The organism is Bacillus sp. A015, from assembly GCF_053851875.1.
This window is the reverse complement of the sequence record NZ_JBSPZB010000003.1, coordinates 139,183-163,836: the sequence shown is the minus strand read 5'-3', so window position 1 is coordinate 163,836 and position 24,654 is coordinate 139,183. Positions and strand designations below refer to the sequence as shown.

Below are 24,654 nucleotides of genomic sequence, written 5' to 3'. Positions count from 1 at the left end.
AGGGATTAAGCCTTTACTTCCTGTTGATAGTAGGAAATGGTACGAGCCAAACCTTCCTGTAAAGTCACGACAGGCTCCCATGCTAAGACTTGTTTCGTTTCCTCATTCGCCAATGTACTATGCACAATATCTCCTGCACGCTGCGGCTTATAAATCGGTTCAAGATGTGATCTCGTCACTTGCTTCATCGTTTGAAACAGCTCATTCACAGTGATGGAATCACCACACGAGACATTTAAACAAACGTTTGATTGGGCTGTTAAAGCCGCGACATTCGCTGCTGCTAGATCCCCTACATAGATGAAATCTCTTGTTTGTTCCCCGTCTCCGAAGATGAAAGGTGCTTCATGCTTTGCAAACTTATCAGAGAAAATAGAGACAACCCCGCCTTCGCCAAGTGCATCTTGGCGCGGACCATATACATTGCTGTATCGCAGAATACAATAGTCCACATCATAGAGTGATTTTGACATTTCTAAGTATCGCTCTACTGTGAGCTTTGCTAAGCCATATGGTGAACCAGGCTGCAGCCGGTGAGCGGTGTCCACTGGCAGATAAATTGGGTCTCCATAGACAGCAGCCGATGAAGCAAATATCACCTTCTTGACACCAATCTCTGAAGCAGCTTTGATCACATGCAGAGATCCTCTAATATTCACTTCCTGATCATATATATAATCTTTGACCGATACTGCGACACTTACCTGTGCAGCAAGATGAATGATGTAGTCTGGTGCGATTTGTTTGATGATTTCAACCACTTCTGGTTTTGTTATATCCTCTTCAATACATTGAACAGATAAATGGGCAATATTTTCCTTACTACCTGTCGAAAAATTATCAAGCACGATGACCTCATATCCTTTTTCTATTAATTTTTCAACAGTATGTGAACCTATAAATCCACTACCTCCAGTAACCAATACTTTCTTCATCCAAGTTTCCTCCTAAATCAAGCTTCTAATAACATCTTAACATCCTGTACATGCGGACGACCGATTGAATGATAAATAAAGCCGTTTTTTCTCATTTGATCTGGTTCAAATACATTGCGTCCATCGATGATGACTGGACGTTGAAGAAGACTTCTGACTTTCTCCATATCCATTTTTAATACTTCTTCCCATTCAGTCAAGATTAAACAGGCATCTGAATTCTCTATTGTTTGATATAGATTGTTGCTAAATATCGCCTGGTTTCCAAGGATCTCCTTCGCTTCTAAGTGAGCAATGGGATCGTACGCTTTTACGTAAGCCCCCAGATCTTGTAGCATAGGAATAATATCAAGGGCTGGAGAGGATCTCAAATCATTTGTATTAGGTTTAAATGCCAATCCTAATACCGAAATGGTTTTTCCCTTTATTTCACCATAGACATCCATCAATTTTTTTACAAGGTACGCTCGTTGATGTGTATTTGTTTCGACAACTGATTCAATTAGTTTAAAACGATAGCCTACTGTTTCAGCTATTTTTAATAGTGCCTTGGTATCTTTCGGGAAACAGGAACCTCCAAATCCCACTCCAGCTTTTAAAAATTTCTGCCCAATCCGGCTATCTAGGCCAACACCTTCTGATACTTTCTCAACATCCGCACCCACTCGATCACAAATGTTGGCAATATCATTGATAAAGGAAATTTTGGTTGCAAGCATCGCATTTGCAGCGTATTTAATCATCTCTGCACTTTCTAAATTGGTTTCGACCACTGCTGTTTGAAATGGTTCATGTAACTCCTTAATGATCTCCAATGCATGAGAACTTGTAGACCCTATGACCACTCGCTCCATACGCATCGTATCTTTAATAGCAGAGCCTTCTCGAAGGAATTCTGGATTTGACACAACGTCAAAGGGGTATTTGCTTCGTGAAGCTTTCTCCACTATGGCTTTAACAAGGCGACCCGTGCCCACTGGCACCGTACTTTTATTCACAATGACTTTGTATCCATTCAAGGATTCCCCAATCGTTTGAGCGACGGCTTTCACGAACGTTAAATCCGCTTCTCCCTGCGATGTCATCGGTGTCCCCACAGCAATATAAATAATCTCTGACTCCCGGATCGCGGCAGGAATATTGGTTGTAAAACACAATCTTCCTTCTTCTGTATTCTTTTCAATCAATTCCTTTAAGCCCGGTTCATAAATGGGAACGACACCACTTTTTAAGCTGTTGATTTTTGATTCATCGATGTCACAGCAGATGACGCGATTTCCGATATCAGCAAAACAAGTACCCGATACTAACCCGACATATCCTGTTCCAATCACAGCAATTTTCTTCAACATGTTTCATCCTCTCAGTAAAAGCATATTGTTCGTTCCAAACTGTTTATCTATCAGTCTTTGCACATTTCATCCTGTTTAAACGATGGATATTGATTGAACACCTTTTCATATTGCTGAATGAGATACTTCGCATTATTTGTTGATGAATATTCTGTATGAACAATTTCATGAAGATCGTTCTTCACTTGCTCATTCCATTTGTTTTCATACAGGTAGGCGTGAATGGCCTCTTTTAGCTGACTCGTTGAACGTGGTTCAATGAGCAGGTGTTGATAGGTAGAAAATAATGATGGGAGCCCACCAACTCGTGTCGCAATGACAGGTACGTTTAAAGCGAGCGCCTCAAGGACGACGGTCGGCATTCCTTCACTATAGGAAGGAAGTGCAAACAGATCCGCTGCCATCAAGTAGTCTTTCACCTGATCGTTTGGCACCTGCCCTGGGAGTAAAATCGATTCCCCAGCCCGTTCAGTCAGCTCCTTTGCAAGGGGGCCCTTTCCGACAAAGACCGCTTTCACACCATCCATCCCACTGACAGCATCAGCTAATTCAAGTAAGCCTTTCTCTTTCACTAAGCGACCTACGAAGACAACGAGCTTTTCGTGAAGCGGTAAACCTAACTGCTTTCTGATGTCTTCTTGATCTCCATCCGTTTTAGAAAATGCCTTGAGCGGAATACCGAGCGGGAGAAATTGCGCTTCCACCTTTGTCATGTCATGTGTCTTTTTTGCCAGCTCCTCACTCACTGTCAGCACAGCAGATGCCTGTTTCACCGCTGTTTCAAAGGCTGTGAAAGCTCCTTTGCTATAGCTCGGATACACGTTCACATCACTGCCGTGTAAGGTTAGAAGATAAGGGATATGCGCTTCTTTTTGGATCACAGCCGCCGCTCCGCCAGACGGCATGGCAAAGTGTGCATGGATAAAATCTGGTGACAGCTGATGACGCTGCATTGCACGCAGAACAGAATCCGCTATTCGTTTACTCGGCTGTGCCCATTTCAGCTGTCCAGGTAACGCTGTATAGGGCGGCCTGTAAACCGTCACTCCGCACCGCACTTCCTGTTCGGGAATATCTTTTTTCTGCCGATAGGATGCCTTGAGCATCCGCAAGACGGGCGGATTCACTGGATTGGGACAAAGGACGGTCACTTCAATTCCTTGTTTGATCAGCTCCTGCACTTGTGTTTCATGAAAGACGCCCTCACTCGGATGTTTTTCACTAGGATATACACTTGTCAGCCATAGCACCTTCATGACGAACGACCTCTTCTCAATAATTTGCCTGCAATCTGTGGATACATTTTGACGAGCAGCAGGCCATACAAAGCAGCACTTAAACAAACAGTCAGTAGTAATTGAAGCGAAATATCAGCTGACGTCAGCTTCATCCCTTGATGTAAAGCTACCGCACAGGCGGCCATCAATAGCGTCATGACAGCAGGCTTTCCGAGTGATTTCAAATACACCTTCATATCAAGCTGAATGACATAGGCCATGAGCCATCTGCCAACAATGAAATTCAGCAGGCTGACACCTGAGTAAATCCAAGCCACCGTCAACAGACTGCCTGTGCTGACTCCTGCATATAACGCACATCCATATACGATGAGCATCCCCATATCCCAATAAAAGGCTAAGTCCGCTCTCCCTTTTGCAAGGAGTATTGAACCGTTTGGATTCATGAGCACACGCAGTAGTCCGACTATGCACAAAATATTGAGAACCGGAACTGCCACTAGCCATTTCTCTCCAAACACAACTTCTATAAAGCTATCTGATACGGCAGCAAGGCCGATTAATAACGGAAAACTAATCAAGGCGAGCATATTCGTCATACTTAGAAAGCCCTCGCGCAGCATGGAGTGATCACGCTGACTTTTTGCAAAAACAGGGAAAGCCACCCTCGTCACAATCGGATTAATTTTCAGCACGGGGATCGTCACGATTTGATAAGCCAAGCTGTAAATACCTAACGCCTCCGCTCCAAGAAACCGGCCGATTAAAATCATGTCAATGTTCGATCCTGCTCGATTGACCAGCCTGGATGCCAGCTGGAAAGCACCGAATGAAAAAAATTCTTTCACTTCCCCTAATGCAAAGACTGGTGCTGGACGCCACTTCTTCCAATAAGCCGCTGCATACAATAGACCTTTTCCTGACTGAAGCAGCACTTGAGAGACGACATAGGCAACAATCGGATTGATGAAAAAAGCGAAAGCGAGTAAAACGAGCAGCGATATGATAGCCGCAATGGCTTCAATGGTACTTAATGTTTTAAAAGCTAAATCTTTTTGCATCATATATTGGTATTGCTGGCCAATTGGTGCAATGAGAAACATCATCGATAATAGCTTGAGCAGTCCTTCTAGCTCAGGACGGGCATAAAAGGCGGCAATCATTGGGCTTGCAAGGATAAGTAAACAAAACAAGACAAGACCTGTGAGCAAGTTGATCCAATATAATGTTGATAATTGACGTTCCGTTGTTTGTTCCTTTTGAATGATCGCTGCACCGATGCCTAGATCAAGTAAAATTTGCGTAAATATTGTGACAGTTGTGATCATGCCAACGAGTCCAAACTCTTTAAGTGACATCACGTTCCCTAAAAAGGCGAACTGTGCAATTTGGATAATGGTAATGATCAATGCGGACAAGCTTGTCCATTTTGCCCCGCCCAGCATGCGATTTTTCATACTTGCCATTTCTCTTCCCTACTTTACTTATCTGGCTCCGTCACCAGTCATGATGACTTTTAACGTTTTTACCATAATCTTCGTGTCGAGAGAAAATGTCAAGTTTTGAATATACTGTAAGTCGTGTGATAATTTTTCACTTGGACTCATTTCATATCCTCCATTCACCTGAGCAAGGCCTGTCAGCCCCGGCTTTACCGCCAGCCTTTTTGTAAAGCCTGGAATTGTGCGGTTAAATTCTGCGGTAAAGATTGGTCTTTCCGGCCGCGGACCTACGATACTCATTTCTCCTTTTAACACGTTGATAAATTGTGGCAGTTCATCAATTCTTGTTTTTCGGATGAATGCCCCCACTTTGGTGATACGCGGGTCATTTTTTTGGGCCCATTTCGCTCCTCCGCTTTCAGCGTCGGTTCTCATCGATCTGAGCTTCCATAATTGAAAGTAAACACCGTCTTTCCCGACCCTTTTCTGCATATAAAAGGCTGGCCCTGGTGTTTCTAGCTTAATCAAAAGGGCGAACAGCAAAATGATTGGCGTACTCAACATCAATCCGATGAACGAGAACACTACATCTATGAAACGTTTTGCAAATAAATAACGAACCATATGTTCTGTTAAAGCAAAAGAGTGGTTTCGTCTCACTTCATATTCTCTGTAAAGGTTCATCGCTTTCTCTGCGCTCACTGACCTGCACCTCACCATTCAAAGTAGTTGTTGTGTAAAGAGATGTTCTATGAAAGTCAGTTTAGCAGAGCAACATTAAGCAAATGTAAATGGGCTGTTAAGTCTTGTAAAATTGTGTTAAGAATGTGTACTTATATCAAGTTATGCCCTTTTAAACGTAAAAAAGACCCGCAATTCTGCGGGTCTACGGGTCTTCTTTTTATTTTGCCTTTACGGATTCGATTGTTTTAAGTCTGAGTGTTCCGTTTGCATCTTTTGTATAGGTTACTTTCACTTTTGATTCTTCTTTCAAGCTGTTTACTTGTTTAGAAAATGTATTTCCAAATTGAATGGCTACTTCTTTTCCATCAATGTTGACAGCAATTGTATGTCCATCAGCCAAACCGACATATGTGCCTTCTTTGGTGACTTCTTTTTTTGTTGTGGACTCAGCTTTTGATTGATCCTTCGCAGGTTCTTCTTTTGTGATTTCTTTACTTGAGCTTTCTTTTGCATCTTCATTGGATTGACCTGCTTGGTCTTCTGTTTTAGCAGCCGTTTCTTTGCTTTGATCGTCTGTTTTTTCACTTGCAGACTTATCTTCCGTTTTTTCGTCTGATGCATTTTCTTTGTTTTGATCAGCCGCTTCAGTTGTTTCTTTTTTGCTGTTATCCGTATTGTTGTCGTTTGATTGATTTGTTGTGCCGCATGCTGTGAGCACTACACCTAGAAGCAATACTAAAAACGGCATTGTGATTAATTTTTTCAATATTGTCACCTCTTCATGATTTGTCGATTTGCTGTTATCAGAAGGTAAACACGTAAAAAAGCTACCCTCTATATTTCGATTATAACAAAAATAGCCTAAATTGAAATGTATTTTTAACTTGACATACAAATGGTCGTTTTCATTTTAATCAAAGTAAGTGGAAACACTCCTGTTTGACCACTGACCCTCCACGGATCAATCTAGGCAGGTTATCCTCGTCACTGTCTGTTGCGCTCATACAGAGGTGTGTGCACGCTTAGCGAGAGCACGATTAGTAAAGACATTTGATAGCCTATGAAGACCGCATCCTTAGAGTGAATCCTTCATCCTAGAACCACTTCATATACCATAAAAGGCTGCCGAGAGACGTTCTCGAGCAGCCTAAGAGGAGTATCTTAGCCACCCCTCATGTTTTTTCTTATCTAAAATAACCTGAAACGCCGCTTGAAATACCAGCTGCTAATCTATCTTTATAAGTAGCAGATTTCAAAATATTTGAATCGACTGGACTGGAAACAAAGCCAGTTTCAAGCAAGACACTCGGCATCTTTGAATACTTAATGACATAGAAGCCAGCTGTTTTGACACCGCGGTCTCTTGTGCCTAATGCACTAACCATTTTAGGCTGGATGTTTTGCGCAAGCTTCAGGCTGTTCGTTGCCGCATATGTTTTGTCATAATACGTTTCTGTTCCATTTGCGCTGCTGTTGTCATTTGCATTCGCATGGACACTAATAAAGATATCTGCTTTCGCAGAAGCACCTTTGCTTACTCGTGTTTGAAGACTGTCAAATGTATCAGATGTACGTGACATGACTGGTAGTGCCCCAGCACTAGTCAATTTTGTATTTAGACGCTTAGCGACATCAAGGTTCACGTTCTTCTCAAGAAGACCATATCCAGCAGCACCAGAATCTTGATCTCCATGACCAGGATCAATAAAAACTTTTTTTCCAACGACTGGATTTTTTAATTGGGAAGTCACAGTATTCGTCACAGTAGATGTACCACCTAGAATACTAAATGAAGTGATCTTCTTTGAACCAATGATTTTTCTTGTTGCTTTCGGTAATGTTTTTTCATTTGTGAAAATAAAGGCTTTACCCTGCTTGGCAGCAATACTAGCTCCTGAAGCGGCATCAGCATATGCAAAACCATTACTAATATACGTATTACTTGTACTCATATTGTATTTCGCCACAATATTTGCAGCGACTTCATAACGATTTGCCCCGCCAATTCTTCCAGGTGAAGGTAGTTTAGCATAAGTTGATTTATTTACACTAGACTCTCCACCAATGACAATGGTCTTTTTAACTCCTCGGCTTTTAATCACCGCTGAAGTTTCGGAGCGTAAACCTTTATCATTTGTTAATAAGATTGGATAGCCTTGTTTTGCAGCATAAGGTGCAATGGCAACTGCATCTGCATAAGCAAAGCCATTTGCTACAACAGCCGTACTAGAGCTTTTCATTTGCTTTGCAATATTTGCTGCTAAATCATATCGATTCTTACCACTAATACGTTTTACTGAAATACCCATCGCCTTTAGCTGACTTGTCACTTTGCTAGAGACACTCTTTGTTCCACCGAGAATGACCACATTCTTTGTTTTTAGATCTTGAAGACCTTTTTTTGTATCTGTAGATAAACTGCTACTGTTTGTAAAAAGAACAGGTGCATTTTTTTGATACGCATAAGGAACCGCACTTAAAGCGTCCGCATATGCTTCTTTACCTACAAGAACAACTGTGCTTGATGTTGTCCAGCTTTTTTTCGCCGCATTCACCGCAACAACATAACGGTTTTTTCCATCGATTCTGGTGACTGAATTGTCAGCAAGTGCAGATGGAAGAAACAAACACATTGTTACTACACTCAAAAATACAACTTTTATAATAGAGCGCACGTTTATAACCTCCTTTGATGTTTTAATTCGTAGTTAACTTTGCACCCGGATAATAGAATGACAAAATACTTGAATATGAGCTTCCTGATTCAGCTCTCTTTTTCGCTCCATATTGACTCATTCCAACTCCATGACCATACCCTTTTCCTGAGATGGTAAAATCATTGGTGTTATTCTTCACTGATGCATACGTGCTTTTTAAATTAGTCGCTCCAAGTATTGATCTAAATTCAGTCATTTTAAAACTAAGTGTCGCTGATTGATTCATACTATAAGAACCCGTTTTATTTTTTAAGTGATAGCTGATTTTCATAGAGGCTGTTTTTGCTCTCTGTCCTTTTGTCTTACCTGAAAAGGATAGGCTTGAAATTGTCGCTATCTTGATGTCTGAAGCTGAAGTTTCTTTATTTTTTAGAATCCAGTTCTTCAAGCCTTTCAACTGACTCACATTTGATTCTGTTGTCTTACTCCACCAAGATGCAGGTTCTGCTGTGCTAAGCGATTTACTCAATTGTGTTTTTGATAGTTTAAGTGTCCATGCATTCACTGGATCTTTTGTATCTTTTTTTGCTACTAAATAAGGAAATGCACTTGACCACACTTCTTCACTCGCCTCAGTGTAGCCTCCATTACTAGAATAGTAGGTAGCAGAAATCAGTTTATTATTATATTTTAGTACCTTACCTTTTGTAGCATCTACAGCTTTTGTAGAATTTGTATACCAGCTGTATCCACCGTACACTTGGAATGCTGTTGTATCTGGCACAACCTTCCCAATACTGTTCACAGAATATGTACGTGCTGCAACAGCCTGTGCTTTTAATGCCTCAACATGCCATCTTGCTGGCATTTCATTCGGTACAACCCCTTTAAGATAATCTTCAAAAGGGATATTTTCATTTGTTGGACGAATATAGCCTGATTCTACAGCAAAGTTCATTTTCCCCAAGTATGCTTTCCCAGCAACTCGAATGACATTTTTAGTTGAATATTTCTCTGGAACAACTCTTACTGAAGATCCAAACGTCTTGATGCCCTTGATAGAAATTTTCCCGTTAGAAACATTCAATTGATAATCCTTATTATTCTTCAAATAAAATTCATTTGATAATTTTGTTTGTAAACTTGCTGAAATGGATTTTGTTCCGCCAGACAATTGAAACGAGTACGTCCCCTGTTTTTTCACAACTGATGTCACAGGTGATGTTAGACTATTGTCTTTTACAAGTACCATAGGACTGTTATTTTTGGCTGCTAAAAGCGAAAATGTAATAGCATCTGTAAAGATAGAACCATTTGCTAAGTATAGCTTATTAGCATTCATGTTTAATTCAGTTACAATATTTGCTGATACCTCATATCTATTAGCTCCACCGATTCTTTTCACTGTGGACGTTTTTTTGATTTGAGATTCAACTTTTTTGCTAACACTCTTTTCTCCACCAACAATGATGACTTTACTTGGAAGCTTGTAAGTTGGTAAGCTATCTTTCTTCGTTAACAGAATAGGATAGCCGTTTCTTGCAGCGTATGGTGTTACTGAAGCACTGTCAGTAAAAATGCTTCCTGTTGCCACTATAGCTTGACTATAGTTCCCCATCTCTTTTGCGATATTTTGTGAAACAGCATAACGTGATTTACCACTGATCCTTTTGATCTTCCCGTATTTCTTCAATGTTTTCTCTGTTGCTGAAGAAACACTTGTTGTTCCACCGATAATCAGAATATTGTCAGGATTCATCTTTTTAATTTGCTTTTCAGTGGTTTTTGTTAATTTTTCAGCATTCGTATATAAAATAGGTGCATTCAATTTATAAGCTAAAGGTGTAGCGGAAATTGCATCTGCAAACGCATCACGATTTACAATGACAATTGTAGATGGATTTTTCCAGCCTGTTGAAGCAATATTATTGGCTACCTCATAACGGTTCTTACCATCATATCGAGCGATTGAAGATACATTTGTACCAGTCACTTTGTATAAGCCGGATGATGATATGTTAAAGTTCGTTTTGTTTCCAACATAGTTTGATAATTTCACAGAAATTGTTGAGCTTGCCGCTGAAGCATCTTTTGGGATGAATACAAGCAAAAGTAAGATGAACATTGTGAAAGTTAGACTGATTTTTTTCAATTTAATGATCCCACCATCTCTCTATTGAACTTTTTGAACTTTTTTAATTTCTTGAATTTCCTTTTGGCCACTGTCATTTAGAATGTAAAAAATGTCTACGTGATCTCCTGGTTGAAATTCATTCAATACTTCATTGAAGTTTTCAGTAAATTCAAAATTCAAAGTAACATTTGACTTTTTCACTTCAATTGTATGGGAGTCTGCCATTCCTACATAATTGGCTGTCTCCTTTAACGTTTGAGAAGCTGAACTGCTTGTCTTCTTTTCTTCTAAGGACTGCTCAGCCGTTCCACATGCTGTGAGCACGATACCTAGCAGTAGTATTAAGAACGGTAAAACGACGATTTTCTTCATTTTTTTCACCTCATGTCTTTGTATCGTCTTATAACTTAATATTTTAAGGTAAATTTAAGGTTTTTTGAAACCTTTTTTTTGTTACAACGTCTATATCTAGGTTCAGAGTAAAAAAATAACTTGTTTATCAAGATTCGTAAACCTATAATCATGGAAGAATTATAGAAAAGGTGAGGGACATTATGAGAGCTGAGAGAAAAAGAAAGAAGAAAAAGGTTCTTTGGATTATTTTATCGATTATTGGCTTATTCGTATTAGCAACTGGCGGATACGCATATCATCTTTGGAACACAGCAGCATCAACCGTCGCAGGCATTCAGGAGAACTTAAAGAAGTCCGATAAGCGTGACAAAGATGTCGATTTAAATAAAAAGGACCCGATCTCCATTTTAGTCATGGGTGTCGATGAACGAAAGAATGACCGAGGCCGTGCAGATACATTAATATACATGACAGTGAATCCGAAAACCAAAACAACCGAGATGGTGAGTATCCCGCGTGATACGTATACGAAGATTGTCGGGAAAGGCACCATGGATAAAATCAACCACTCCTACGCATTCGGCGGCACACAAATGGCAGCTGATACAGTAGAGGAGCTGCTTGATGTACCTGTTGATTACTTTGTGAAAGTCAATATGGAAAGCTTTAAAGATATTGTCGATACACTTGGAGGCATTACCGTGAATAGCACGTTTGCTTTCAGCTATGACGGCCATTCATTTGGTACAGGAGAAATTAACCTGAATGGCGATCAAGCACTTGCCTATACAAGAATGAGAAAACAAGACCCAAAAGGGGATTTTGGCCGCCAGCAAAGACAGCGCCAAGTCATTGAAGGCATCATTGCGAAGGGTGCCAACATTTCGTCTATTACAAAATTCGGCGATATGTTCAAAGTCGTTGAAAACAACATGAAAACCAACATGTCCTTTGACGATATGTGGACGATGATGAATGATTATCGCGATGCAAGAAAGCGTGTCAAACAGCACGAGCTAAAAGGAACAGGCACACGAATCAATAACATTTATTACTATCAGCTTGATGATAGCAGTTTAGCGAAAGTGAAGAAGGAATTGAAGGAAAGTTTGGAGCAGTAAAAAAGAAGACAAAGGGCTAAAATAAAGATCATTTTAGCCCTTTGTCAACAATCTGAGAAGACTCCAATGACGTAGTCTTCTTTTTTATGATTTAAACGGTACTGGCTTTTCCTCACTGAATCCAAAACGATGAAGGAGCTCTTGGACAATTCGTTTCGACGCTTGTCCATCACCATAAGGATTAGAAGCCTTCGACATTTTGTCGTACTCTTGCTGGTCTTCTAGCAGCTCTTTTGCCATCTGGTAAATGGTATCCTCATTTGTCCCTGCAAGCTTGAGCGTGCCAGCTTTAACGCCTTCTGGACGTTCTGTTGTATCACGCAGCACCAATACTGGCTTCCCTAAAGAAGGAGCCTCCTCTTGAATACCGCCGGAATCCGTTAAAATAAAGTGTGAAGCTGCCGCAAAGTTATGGAAGTCAACCACTTCAAGCGGTTCAATTAAGTGCACACGGTCGAGATCACTGAATTCCGTCTGAGCCGCATCACGAACGGCAGGATTTAAATGAACAGGGTATACGACCTGTACATCTTCGAACTCTTCTACAACACGTCTAATCGCTCTAAACATGTTTTTCATTGGCTGGCCAAGATTCTCTCTGCGATGAGCCGTTAACAAAATCATTTTATCTGTGCCTATTTTCTCTAAAATAGGATGTTGATATTGTTCTGTGACCGTTGTTTGCAGGGCGTCAATGGCAGTATTCCCTGTCACACAAATGGTCGCTTCTTTTTTATTTTCTATCAAAAGATTCTGCTTCGCCTCATCTGTAGGTGCAAAATGAATATCGGCAATAGTGCCTGTCATTTGACGGTTCAATTCCTCTGGGAATGGTGAATACTTATTGTGTGTTCTTAAGCCTGCCTCCACATGACCAACTGAAATTTGGTGATAAAAAGCGGCCAGACTTCCCGCAAATGTTGTCGTTGTGTCTCCATGAACCAGCACAATATCAGGCTTTTCCTCTTGGAATAACTGATCTAGCTTCAACAGTGCATTTGATGTAATTTCTGATAATGTTTGGCGCTGTTTCATGATGTTTAGATCATGATCTGGCGTAATAGAAAATGCATCAAGTACTTGATCAAGCATTTCTCTATGCTGAGCTGTTACAGTGACAATTGAATTTATTTGTGGATGTTTATTAAGTTCAAGGACAAGTGGAGCCATTTTGATTGCTTCAGGTCTAGTACCGAAAATAGTCATTACATTTAGTTTTTTCACTTGTTTATGCCTCTTTCCTAGTATAGTACTTTCAATTATACACAATTTGGAGGATAAATTTAATGATGTAAAAAAAGAAATTTACATTGAATTAACGTTATATTTCTCTTTCCTTTACATTTAACATATAAAATATGAATTATCTAAAGTTCATTTTAGTGAAATCATTTGTCTTTCCTATGATTTGTAAGTTACACTTTAATAAGACGACCAAGAACACACATTGAATGATTAAATCGGTTATCTATGTAAGGAAGGTGCAAAGTTTATTGAAAAAAGTACGTAAAGCCATTATACCAGCTGCAGGTCTCGGGACACGTTTCCTCCCTGCAACAAAGGCCATGCCTAAAGAAATGCTGCCAATCGTTGATAAACCAACTATTCAATATATTATTGAAGAAGCTGTTGAATCAGGAATCGAAGACATTATTATCGTGACTGGAAAAGGAAAAAGAGCCATTGAGGACCATTTTGATTTTGCACCAGAACTAGAACGTAACCTTGAAGAAAAAGGAAAAAAAGAACTATTAGAAAAGGTAAGGAAGTCATCTAACATCGCTGATATTCATTACATACGCCAAAAGGAACCTAAAGGACTTGGACACGCCGTTTGGTGCGCACGTAACTTTATCGGTGATGAACCTTTTGCTGTTTTACTAGGTGATGACATTGTTCAAGCCGAAACACCTGGGCTTCGCCAGCTGATGGATGAATATGAAAAAACCCTTTCCTCTGTGATCGGCGTTCAGCAGGTAGCAGACAGCGATACGCATCGCTACGGGATCATTGATCCTCTTACACAAGAAGGACGCCGCTATCAGGTGAAGAACTTTGTTGAAAAGCCGCCAAAAGGAACAGCTCCATCGAATTTAGCCATCTTAGGCCGCTACATTTTCACACCAGAGATCTTTATGTACCTCGATCAACAAGAAATTGGTGCAGGCGGAGAAATTCAGCTGACAGATGCCATTCAAAAGCTCAATGACATCCAGCGCGTATTTGCCTATGACTTTGAAGGAAAACGATACGATGTCGGTGAGAAGCAAGGCTTCATCGAAACGACTCTCGAGTTTGCCCTTCAGGATGAAGAGTTGAAAAAGAAACTCATTCCATTTATGAAACAGCTTCTTGAAAAAGAAGAAGTCAATTAAAAAAGCTGCCGGCATCGGCAGCTTTTTATTTAATCACTGAAATCGTCAGTGTATGCTGTTCATTATCAATGACAAAAAGGTTGTTTTCGCCCTTCACTGCGAATTTCGTTTGTTTCTCATTCATCCAGACATTTTGTTCTGTCAGGCCAAGTGTTGAAGGAGAAATTGGCATAATCTCGCGGAACACAATCGCGTGTGCTTGACCATTTTGAATCACATAATCGGTTTTCTCTGTGGTCAATCGCTCAATGGTGTCGCCTTGATCACTTTTGATCGAGCTCAGCGTTTGCATTCTTTGCTGAAGCACAGATTCTTCTTTTCCAAGGAAAGATAGTAAATACTCATACGAACCTGCTGATGCAGGTGATACATAGGAATTGAACTGTCCTGGTCCAATGGATAATGGCTTCAATTCATCTGCAGCTTGCAGTGTATCAGGTTTCACAAAATACGTCTCTGACGCTGTTTTGATTTGAACAGTTTGTTTATTTTCAGCCACAGCCTGTACTTCTTGTCCAAATGGTAAAGTGACATCCGCCTTTTTTTTCATGGCTTGATCTTTGTAAACCGTCATTGAATCTGCCGTGACAACGGCCTGTTGATCCACCTTTTTCATATCAGGCGCAACCTTCGTCTTAGGATTCTTTGACTGAGGCACCTCTGTCTTATCTGATGGTATTGCACCAAATGTTGCCAGCGTACGAAGCGGTCGATCCGAAAACATAGAAAGGGCAAGCAAGATGGTTAAGAGCGCTATAATGGTTACTTGAAACGCTGGTCCAAAAAATGAACGACGTTTCCCGTTTTCAATATAACGAGACACCTTTGCTGTCTTTTGTACGCCTTTTCGACCTTCCTTGTGTTTCAATTGGTATTCTTTTTTCTCTTTCTTAGAAAGCTTGTTAAACCAATCAACAAACTCCTTATATTCTTTCACAACCTTTTTCGTATCATCAAACATACGAAGCTCACCATAATGCATCCAAGCCACCCGGTCACAGATTTTTTGGATTTGGCTAATGGAGTGACTGACAAAAAAGATCGTCTTGCCTTGTTCTTTGAATTCTGTGATTCGATCCACACATTTTTGATAGAAGGTTTGGTCTCCGACAGATAACGCTTCATCAATAATCAGGATATCTGGATCGATATGTGCTGAAATGGCAAAGCCTAGACGGGATTTCATTCCGCTTGAATAGCTTTTTACAGGCTGATCGATAAAGTCGCCAATATCCGCAAACTCTACGATTTTTTCATAAAGCTCATCTATCTCTTTATTCGTCAGCCCCATCATTAAGCACTTTAATCGAATGTTGTCTTTACCGCTTAACTGGTTGTTCAGCCCTGCCGCAATGGCAATTAACGAAGGCTGGCCGTCCATCTCAATTTCACCGCTTGTCGGTGGAATGATTTTCGCTAGAAGGTTCGACATCGTTGATTTTCCAGATCCGTTGATTCCTACAAAACCAATCGTCTCGCCTTCATATACATCAAAGGACACATCACGAACAGCAAAGAAACCTTTTTCATTTTTATTAGGAAAAAACAGCCCTTTGATCTTATCCGACTGTTTTTTATATAGGACGTATTGCTTGGATACGTTTCGAAACGAAACCTTTAGTTTCATCGTATAATCTCCTTACTTTTTAAAGAAAATCGACAAATTTATCCCTAAATTTCATATGAAGCAATGAACCGACTGTTAAAAGAAGAAGGGTAATCAGCCAAAAATAAAGCGTATATTTCACATCATGGAAGAACCATTCTCCCTTTAACAAGCTATTTCTGAACCCATCAATAATGTAGAAAAGAGGATTCAGTCTTAATATATCTCCAATCCACGCTTTGTCTCCAGTCAGCTTCTCTGAGATATTCCAAAAAATCGGCAGCAAAAAGAAAAGTAAGCGTGTCACTGATTGTAAAAGAAATTGATAGTCTCTCACGAGTACGCTAATCGTTGAATTAAACAAACTAAACGAAAACATAAACGCGATCATACAAATAAGATAGTATATATATTGAAGCCAATGCGCGTCGGGATATATGCCATAGGAAATCAGCACAATCAGATAGACACCCATCATGACAAAGTAGCTGAACAAGTTGGACATAATCACCACAGACGGCAGCGCACTAATCGGAAAATTCATTTTCGATACCATATTAATGCGTTTAAACACACTGTTTGATCCATCAAGAATCGTCGGACTAATGAAGAACCACGGTATTAATCCGGCAAGCATCCAGATGATAAATGGAATCTCCATGCCTCCAATGACAATTGGCTGTCCTCCGCGAATGCCCAAACCAAAAACAAACCAGTAAGCCAGCATTTGAATCAATGGATTTAAAAACTGCCATAAAACACCTAAATAATTCATCTGATATTTTGATTTTGTTTCATAAACAGCAAGTCGCATAATCAGCGGAAATGAACTGATTTGCTCCTTTAGTATCGTCAACATTGCGTTCATTGTTATCTTCCTTAACAAAAGTTTTGAGTACCATTAAAATTAAAAGCACCGCTCATAATTGTAACAGATAACGATTAACATTTCATCTTATAACAAAAGTCGTTCACTTCAATCTAGTAGACAAAAAAAAACCTGAATCCTTTCGTTCGTAGATTCAGGGGTTCTCAGACGTTAGATAATTTGATGCTCTTTTAAGAAATCCGTAATTCTTTTCGTGTTTTGATTATCATTAAAGCTATTGATCTTCAAATATTTTTCTTTATACTCATCTTCCACCACATATTGATGATCAATCGCATGTTTGACAATACGAATCAGGTCTTGTGTGTTATATGCAATCGGTCCTGGTGCATTTTCTTCGTTCACAGGAGGAATAGCCTTATACTGTCTAATTAAGTAATCTTTCTCTTCCCAATAAAAAATAGGGTAGGCTCCTCTATATTGCGCATCATAAATAGCAGAAGAATAATCAGTGATAAACACTTTTGATACCTTTAGCGCTTCTGATGGGTTATCAGAAATAATATGTTTATACTGAGGTAAGTTCTGATAAACGTATTGTGAAAATTTGTTATGCGGTACAATTAAAAGACGATCAAGAAGACCTGCTTCTTCAAAGCTTTTAATGATTTTTATCAGAACTCTATAGTAAGATGTTTCTTCAATTCTATTCGTATAAATAAGCCCCTCTTCCCAATATCGGTAAGTTGGCATAAAGGCTATTTTATCTGCACCTTCTACTAATTTAGCATGGTCAAAGGTTGCGAGTCCTGTCAAAATCAAGTCATCGCGGTCATAATTCATCTTATAAAATTCACCGGCTTCTAATTCAGAACTAATGACTGACTTATAGATATTGTATTGGTTCTTGTCTTTATGGAATCCAAATGCCATTGGGTTATCAACAGGCTTAGCAAACATGATTCCATGTTGTAAAAATACGAGTGGGACACTCATGATTCTCTCTCTGAGATGGTCAATGTATAATCTATCATTCAGAACATGGTTAGATAGCTCACTTGAAATAAAATAGCTGGCGTTAAAGATACTTAAATAGTGTCTTAAACTATATTTCGGAATGATTACCTTTCCATATTTATCCTTCAATGCTGGATATGCGCTTGATTTCTTATTAAGAATAAAGTAGTTTTTTGAGTTCGTTTGACAATTCTCTTGAATGTAATCAAAAACCCTAATAGCTGATTCATCTGCTTTATCGCTCTTTTTCTCAAAAAACAAATTCACACCATATTTTTTGTCTTTATAGAATGATGATAAGATACTCGCTGCTTTTATTTTCACTTTACTAAATAAAGAATATTCATCAGAATAAGGAATGATGGTTGATGTCACATTCCCAAACAAATTTGTTCTTAGTACTTGAAGCTTGTCCCCATTCTTTTTCGTGATATATGTTTTAACTTTTTTATCTCTTTTTTTCAATCTTAAACTATGGATAATTCGGTTATCATTTCCTACGAATAAGTTATTGTGGATTCTGCTATCTAAATCAAGATCATTTAACGAGATTTTAAAGAAACCATACCTTTTTAGAAATTTGACCTTTCTAAATGGTCTCATAAATCTCGCTAGCTGATGGTCAGAGTTTCTAATATAAAGATATTCATATTTTTGATCTGAATTATATGCGTAATGAGTCAGCCTTCCATAAATATAAAAACTATTAAATAAACTAAATATACGTAATCTCGATGTATGTTTTGTGACGAGATATGGATTTCCTCTCACTAAATAAACACCATTTGTTCTTACATATATGTAATATCTTTGTTTATTAATCACCAAAATATTAAGAATGTTGTCTTCTTTAAATTGCTTTAATGTATCTTTACCAAAAATTTTGAGCGGCTGATATCTAGGAACCAATCTAAAGTTGACGATTTTCTTTTGCTGAGTCACCTTATTTAAAATTTTGATTTGATTACGGTTATTCACAGTCACTTCAATATCATTATGTTCCTGCATCACATTAAACAAAATTTTCCTTACATTCAATTCTTTATTCTGACAATCATACGTAATCACAAAGTGGAAAGGACTGTATATGATAAAGGAGATATCAACAAATCTTCTTTTTGCCCCATCAATGATCAAATTCATTTTAAAGTTCCGGTTAATTTCATCTACATTCAGCAGACCAGAGAATAAAAGCAGTTCCTCTTCGCCTTTATATAAACCATAACGGTCTATCCCTATTTGTTTGACATAAATATCTTCAAATTGATTTCTAATTTCAATAGGATGTATGTGATTTGGTTGAATAATGTCTGAGCTTTCTTTAACAATATACAAATTCTGATCCTTAGAATAGAGATAGATCATTTCATTAGTATTGTCTATTGTGGATTCAAAAATCATTTGATCCTTTACATTAATTTCACAAATCCACTTTGAATCGTTTACATTTAACTCTTCAAACTCAAAAGTACACAACTTCTCTATTTCGTCAATATATAACACTAACCTATGTTCATCTAAATTTAGAATTTCTATAAAATTATGATAAAGTTTGTACATTGAAGCACCTCTGTATTATTTTCAGCATATTTACAGTACCGGATAATCTTATCTAAATTTAGCATGTTTACTGTTAAATTTCTATGTTTTTTTATTTTTACCATTACTTTTAAATATGTGTACAATGGAATGGAAAACAAAAAAAAGTACCATTCAAAAGGCGAGGAACGGTACTTTTTTCACTATTTTTCAGAAAAAACAACTTCCACAACCCGCTTCGACGACTCACCATTCTCCAAGTAACAGAACTTTTCATAAAACGGTGCAAATGACGCTGGTAATGTAAAGGCTGGCTGTTCTGTTTCTCTTACCCAGTCAATGACACTTGCTGTCTCTTTCACAAGCGGTCCAGGTGCTTCTTGTTCAAAGTCGAAGTAGAAGCCTCTGAGCTTGTCACGATATGTTTCGATGTCTGGCACATAGAACAGCATCGGACGTTTGAGGTTTGCATAATCAAAGAACACGGATGAGTAATCTGTGATGAGCAGATCAGAAATCATATAAAGGTCTCTGATGTCTTCGTAATGAGAGAAGTCATAGGCAAAGCCTTCATATGGTCCTAAATCAAAGTTTTCAGCTACTAGATAGTGCATACGAAGAATGATGATATATTCGTCTCCGATAGATGCTCTTAGCTCATGCAGGTCAAGGTCTAAATCAAATTTGTACTGCCCTTTTTTATAAAATTGATCGTCTCTCCATGTCGGTGCATATAAGATCAATTTTTTATCAAGCGGCAAATTCATTTTTTGCTTGAGTGCCCGCATCGTTTCTTCATTGTTTTGATTGTGAAGGAAGTCGTTTCTCGGATATCCTGACTCAATCATGGTTTTTTGAAATTGGAACGCACGTGTAAAGATTTCAGTCGAGTATGCATTAGGAGAAATGAGGTAATCCCAATTCGATGCTTCTTTCGTGAAATTCTTTTTGTATTTCTTCGTGTTCGTTCCAGGCATATGCACCTCGTCCATGTCCATCGCCAGTCGTTTTAACGGCGTACCGTGCCATGTTTGCAGGTATGTTGTATGGTCTGGTTTTGGGACCCAAAGCGGCAATCGACTGTTGACGACCCAATACTCAGCTCTTGCCATCGCAAAAATCCATTTGAATGACAGACGATTGATATAGTAGATGTCCTTTTCCTTAAACGGTGCTTCATGCCCTTTTTTGACGCTCCAGATCAACGTATATTCAGGGTGATTTTCTTTCATATACTCATAAATAGCACGCGGGTTACAACTGAATTGTTTTCCATTAAAGCTTTCAAAAACAACGGTTTTCTTTTTCACGGACAGCTTACTCGCCAGCCTAAAGGTCGTTTGGAAGGTCCTTGTCACAAGACGATTGCGGACTTTTTTGATTTTGCCAATTTGCTTTTTGAATTTCTTCCACTTGCTTGTGACATAGTACTTCGCACGGGTTTTGATTGTGTAATCATTAATTCGGATGCCAAGCGTTTGTCTCTTTTTCTTTCGATACACTTCATATCGAACCGGGATATCGTTCTTTTTTTGTATTTGGACAAGCCCTTTTAATTGATTAGATCGATCTCCAAGAACAAGTGACGGTGTTGTTAAAGTCTCTTCTACTCCGTTAACTTCACATATAAATTCAAAGTACATTCTATAGATATATCGCTTATCTGTAGAATAGGTTAATGCCCCTAAAGGAACTTCAACTTTGAAAGGATATATCTCTGGCATCTCCCCGTCTGTTCTATAATAATCAATTTCACTTTCACTTTTTTGCTGGAAATTTACGGGGAAGCGGTGCTCCATTTCGGGGGCACTGTTCCTTTTGACCAGGATTTGTATTCTTTTGATTCGATAAGAGTGCTCAGCACTTATCACACCACAATATCCATTTAGAGTAAGGATATTGGTCTCATCGAGTGATATCTGCTTCATTTTCGTGATCTTCATTTCTCGCTTGACCTTAATAGATGCATTCCCTTTGTCCGTACGATATGGTACGGCAAGGAGCAGAGCGTTTTTATTTTCTATGAAACAGAGTTCAGGCGTTTCAACATCCAGCTTTAGACGACGCTTATAATAAGGATTGTCGTCTTCATCTATGAATTGGCCTTCTTCCTCTTCCAATTCAGCCTCTTCGTCCTCTCCATCAGAATCATACGAGGAGTCTTCGGTTTCATCTTCGCTCTCACTACTATCAATCATTTGAGAAAAATCCGTCACATATAAATTATACGTTTGTCCTTGTTCCATTTTATTCGAGAAAGAATCTTCATGAAGCACTATTTTAAACCGATTTTCTGCTAGATGTTCAAGAGGAAGGTAAACTTCCTGCTTTGAGACCCTTTCTCTCATGAGCAAGTAAAATATTCGACCTTCTAATGGCCTATCATCATCTATTTTCAACACAATTTCCAGTTGTTGGTGATGATTCTTTAAACTTTCAACAACACTTTTCTTCTGAACGGTCTCTTCAATCATTAATCATTTATCTCCTCTGTTCATCGAAATCTTATGCTTCTCATACTCATAACACGATGTATTATAAATAAAAGTTTCTATTATTTATTTATTCACCTTCCAAGAATAATTCCCTTTAATTGTCTTGTAAGAAACACCGTCAACCTTTGACACATCTTTTTCATTGAGCAAATGCTCGGCGATTGGTAACCGCTGAGTGATTTCATTGAATTCTTCATCTCTCATTCTCATATAGAAATCAACGTATTTTGTTTTGTTTCGCTTCAATGCCGCCTTTATGAATGCATGTCCAATTGGGAAGGATACCTTTAAATTTTTGACTTGTTTAGAGAATAACTCAGCATGGTTATCCCGATCGTATCCGACAAGTTCTAATATAACCTTTTTCCGTTTTTCAATCACACCTTCCATTTGCAAGTCTAATGAAAGAACATGATGTTTACTACTAATGTCTACCAATTTGAAATGAATAGGCTTCATCATGCGTTGAATTTGGTCTCTTTTTTCTCGAACTTCTATCATTTTGTGGAGTGCCGTTATCCAGTTTTCATAATAGTTCGGGATTGAATATATCTCTGCAATCTCCTGACAATTTTCTGAAAAAATTTGATACTGTTCATCGTTTTTTAACAATTCAATGATTTTGTTAGCTAGCTGTTTCACTTCATATTGCTCTACAACAAAGCCATTAAACTCATTTTTCACAAGCGTGCTAGCACCATAATCGTAATTATAAGTAATCACAGGGCAATTGTTAACAATTGATTCCATAATAGATAATGGACAGCCTTCAAAGACAGAGGTAGAAATAGACATTCTAGCTGTTCTAAATTCATCATCGGGATTTTGAGTGAACCCTTTCAAAAAGACATTCTTTTCTAAATTTAATTTTTTAATTTCCTGTTTTAGCTGCTTTTCTTGAGGACCAGAACCAAAGATTTCAAGCCTCGCACTTGGTACTTCTTTTATAACAAATTGAAACGAACGGATGGCATCTATGACATTCTTGATTTTAGTTAATCTCGCCATCATCAGCACCTTATGTGGATCAGCCATATAATGATCTTGTACTTGATGTGACGAACGGTCTAGTGTATGTGGCGTTAAAAAGAATATATTTTGATGACCGAATTGTTTCACTACATCTGTTTTTTGCTCTTCAGTGATAAAGAAGACGGCATCTACTTTTTGTTTTCTTATCTGGGTAAATAACTCATTGTAATCAGAACGTAATGCTGTCTTTTCTGTTTCGTAGTGTTTACTGTGAATAATTGCTGAGTAGTAAGAAGAGCTTCTTTTTTTTAATTGAAAAACATACTTATCCTGCTTCCGACTATCAACTAAAAAGAGCTTTTTCCGATCATTTTTATACTGAATAGTCATGAGCCACTCTTGTCTTAATGCCTTTTCATTTTTAAAGGTTTTTATCCCTTCCTGAGCATACCATATCATTTCTTTTAATTTATTTTTAGACTCTTCTTCAAGATCAGCATACTCTTTTTTCATATAAATATGGGTGTGCTCATAAATGAATAGTTCTTGATAGACTTTGCCCGTTTCCTGAGAGAAATAAGAAACTTTATGCAACTGCCCTTGTGTATTGTATTCCTCACGCTTTTCCATTTGCTGATTTTGATGAAAGAACTCAATCATCTCAATTTGATTTGTTTGTTCATTCCTAATGAATCGAACAGATGGATCTTCATGATCAATTACCACTTCATTGATGTTGTCAGGGTGATAAGATGGGTGATACTGTTCCTCTGGTTTACTATTTGGAATAAGGAAGTCTACATACATATTTTGAATTTTTGTCATTTTAGGATTCACTATTTGTTTGTCCATGATCCCTTTCACTTTCCGAGAAAATTCAGGGTCATATGAAAAGGTTAAAAAATGAGATGAAATATTCTTCAACCCAAATAGTTTCGCACGTAGCAATAACGACTTCGTCATACCACCATATTTTTCTTTAATTCTTCCAGTAATAAAGTAATACTCCATATCAGGAATTTGCAATTGTTGTTGCGGTTGACTTTGATTATTTTTATGTGTCTTTTTTCTAAGCTTGTTAAACCATTTTCGGATCAAAACACTCAACCTTTCATTGTTGTCCATTTATTCCGTCGATATTTAAATAAATTTTAAAAGAATATGTTAACATGAAAAAGTACTTCTCACCAAATGATAAGAAGTACTCTTATTTCAATCTATTAAAGTCCTGCAATTTCTTCCTTAATTTGTGTTGTAGAGATGCCTTCTGTTCTCTTCAAGTATACGACTTCGCAATGCTCTTTCAAGAAATCGAATTTACCTTCCCAGTCATCTCCCATGACAAACACATCGATGTCGTGCTCTTGCACGTCACGGACTTTTTGATCCCAGCTGTTTTCTGGAATGACTTCGTCTACATAACGAATGGTCTCTAAAATCAGCTTTCGATGCTCGTAGCTATGATAAGCCTTTTTTGATTTTTGTAAATTAAACTCATCTGTAGAGATGGCCACCACTAAGTAATCTCCAAGCTGCTTTGCACGCTCCAGCAGCTTAATGTGCCCCCAGTGTAATAAATCAAATGTACCGTAAGTAATAACTTTCTTCATTGCAAACATAAACTCCTTTCTTTCATCCTTATTCGTCTGCTTCAAGCAGTAATGTTTATCCGTAATCCTATTATCTTCGGTCAGTTTTTTCGCTCTTCGGAATCTCATTATATCACAGTGCCCATCAAACGTTAAGCAGATGTAAAGACAAACTATTTCCATTTTAATGGATAGGATAGTAAAAGTCCGAAAAATCAATGTTTCACGTTTTTTTCACCATATGAATTGACGAAAATGTCATGAAATTTAAAGGATTGTAAAGTTATTGTTAATATTTCATGGAGCAACTGTGAT

At 38.3% G+C, this 24,654-nt stretch carries 18 protein-coding genes; 2 read left to right on the top strand and 16 right to left on the bottom strand.

Annotated features, from left to right (window positions below; all coding sequences use genetic code 11):
* Positions 1–5: 5 nt before the first annotated feature.
* From ACSLGF_RS04055 to ACSLGF_RS04015, 9 genes are all read right to left on the bottom strand, one after another.
* On the bottom strand, positions 6–935 hold the full coding sequence (locus ACSLGF_RS04055) for an NAD-dependent epimerase/dehydratase family protein (RefSeq protein ID WP_456002789.1): 930 nt from the start codon (positions 933–935) through the stop codon (positions 6–8).
* 17 nt (positions 936–952) lie between these two features.
* Entirely contained in the window at positions 953–2,287 is a 1,335-nt protein-coding gene (gene tuaD, locus ACSLGF_RS04050; RefSeq protein ID WP_456002787.1) for a UDP-glucose 6-dehydrogenase TuaD, read from the bottom strand.
* Positions 2,288–2,337: 50 nt separating this feature from the next.
* A complete protein-coding gene (gene tuaC / locus ACSLGF_RS04045) occupies positions 2,338–3,543 on the bottom strand; it encodes a teichuronic acid biosynthesis protein TuaC (RefSeq protein WP_456002785.1) in 1,206 nt (401 codons plus the stop codon).
* Positions 3,540–4,991 carry a teichuronic acid biosynthesis protein TuaB gene (tuaB, locus tag ACSLGF_RS04040; protein WP_456002782.1) on the bottom strand — a complete coding sequence of 484 codons (1,452 nt, stop codon included), beginning with the start codon at positions 4,989–4,991 and terminating at the stop codon, positions 3,540–3,542. Before tuaB ends, tuaC begins: the two co-directional genes overlap by 4 nt.
* Before the next feature lie 18 nt (positions 4,992–5,009).
* A complete protein-coding gene (locus ACSLGF_RS04035; RefSeq protein ID WP_456002779.1) occupies positions 5,010–5,669 on the bottom strand; it encodes a sugar transferase in 660 nt (219 codons plus the stop codon).
* Between the two features lie 199 nt (positions 5,670–5,868).
* Entirely contained in the window at positions 5,869–6,417 is a 549-nt protein-coding gene (locus tag ACSLGF_RS04030; protein ID WP_099726407.1) for a hypothetical protein, read from the bottom strand.
* A gap of 418 nt (positions 6,418–6,835) precedes the next feature.
* Complete coding sequence (locus ACSLGF_RS04025) at positions 6,836–8,326, bottom strand: cell wall-binding repeat-containing protein (RefSeq protein ID WP_456002776.1); 1,491 nt, start codon at positions 8,324–8,326, stop codon at positions 6,836–6,838.
* A 22-nt stretch (positions 8,327–8,348) separates the two neighbouring features.
* Positions 8,349–10,460: a SpoIID/LytB domain-containing protein gene (locus ACSLGF_RS04020; RefSeq protein WP_456002773.1), complete on the bottom strand. Its 2,112-nt coding sequence runs from the start codon at positions 10,458–10,460 to the stop codon at positions 8,349–8,351.
* Positions 10,461–10,481: 21 nt separating this feature from the next.
* Positions 10,482–10,814 (bottom strand): LytA, encoded by a 333-nt coding sequence (locus ACSLGF_RS04015; RefSeq protein ID WP_456002771.1) that lies wholly within the window; start codon positions 10,812–10,814, stop codon positions 10,482–10,484.
* Between the two features lie 182 nt (positions 10,815–10,996).
* Between ACSLGF_RS04015 and tagU the strand changes: the two genes are divergently transcribed.
* Entirely contained in the window at positions 10,997–11,917 is a 921-nt protein-coding gene (gene tagU, locus ACSLGF_RS04010; RefSeq protein WP_456002768.1) for a polyisoprenyl-teichoic acid--peptidoglycan teichoic acid transferase TagU, read from the top strand.
* Between the two features lie 84 nt (positions 11,918–12,001).
* Here tagU and wecB read toward each other — a convergent pair whose 3' ends face one another.
* Positions 12,002–13,141, bottom strand: a complete 1,140-nt coding sequence (gene wecB / locus ACSLGF_RS04005; protein WP_456002765.1) for a non-hydrolyzing UDP-N-acetylglucosamine 2-epimerase — start codon at positions 13,139–13,141, stop codon at positions 12,002–12,004.
* Positions 13,142–13,410: 269 nt separating this feature from the next.
* Between wecB and galU the strand changes: the two genes are divergently transcribed.
* Complete coding sequence (galU, locus tag ACSLGF_RS04000) at positions 13,411–14,292, top strand: UTP--glucose-1-phosphate uridylyltransferase GalU (protein WP_456002762.1); 882 nt, start codon at positions 13,411–13,413, stop codon at positions 14,290–14,292.
* A 25-nt stretch (positions 14,293–14,317) separates the two neighbouring features.
* On the opposite strand, the gene tagH is transcribed toward galU, so the two are convergent.
* The 6 genes from tagH to tagD form a co-directional block, all read right to left on the bottom strand.
* The gene (tagH, locus tag ACSLGF_RS03995; protein ID WP_456002760.1) at positions 14,318–15,919 is read right to left on the bottom strand and encodes a teichoic acids export ABC transporter ATP-binding subunit TagH; all 1,602 of its coding nucleotides are present in this window, start codon (positions 15,917–15,919) and stop codon (positions 14,318–14,320) included.
* Positions 15,920–15,938: 19 nt separating this feature from the next.
* Complete coding sequence (locus ACSLGF_RS03990; protein WP_058336999.1) at positions 15,939–16,766, bottom strand: ABC transporter permease; 828 nt, start codon at positions 16,764–16,766, stop codon at positions 15,939–15,941.
* A gap of 171 nt (positions 16,767–16,937) precedes the next feature.
* A complete protein-coding gene (locus ACSLGF_RS03985; RefSeq protein ID WP_456002758.1) occupies positions 16,938–19,304 on the bottom strand; it encodes a CDP-glycerol glycerophosphotransferase family protein in 2,367 nt (788 codons plus the stop codon).
* A 182-nt stretch (positions 19,305–19,486) separates the two neighbouring features.
* A complete protein-coding gene (locus ACSLGF_RS03980; RefSeq protein WP_456002756.1) occupies positions 19,487–21,757 on the bottom strand; it encodes a CDP-glycerol glycerophosphotransferase family protein in 2,271 nt (756 codons plus the stop codon).
* A gap of 84 nt (positions 21,758–21,841) precedes the next feature.
* Positions 21,842–23,875 (bottom strand): glycosyltransferase, encoded by a 2,034-nt coding sequence (locus ACSLGF_RS03975; RefSeq protein WP_456002754.1) that lies wholly within the window; start codon positions 23,873–23,875, stop codon positions 21,842–21,844.
* 95 nt (positions 23,876–23,970) lie between these two features.
* Positions 23,971–24,360 (bottom strand): glycerol-3-phosphate cytidylyltransferase, encoded by a 390-nt coding sequence (tagD, locus tag ACSLGF_RS03970; protein ID WP_008343212.1) that lies wholly within the window; start codon positions 24,358–24,360, stop codon positions 23,971–23,973.
* Positions 24,361–24,654: the final 294 nt, after the last annotated feature.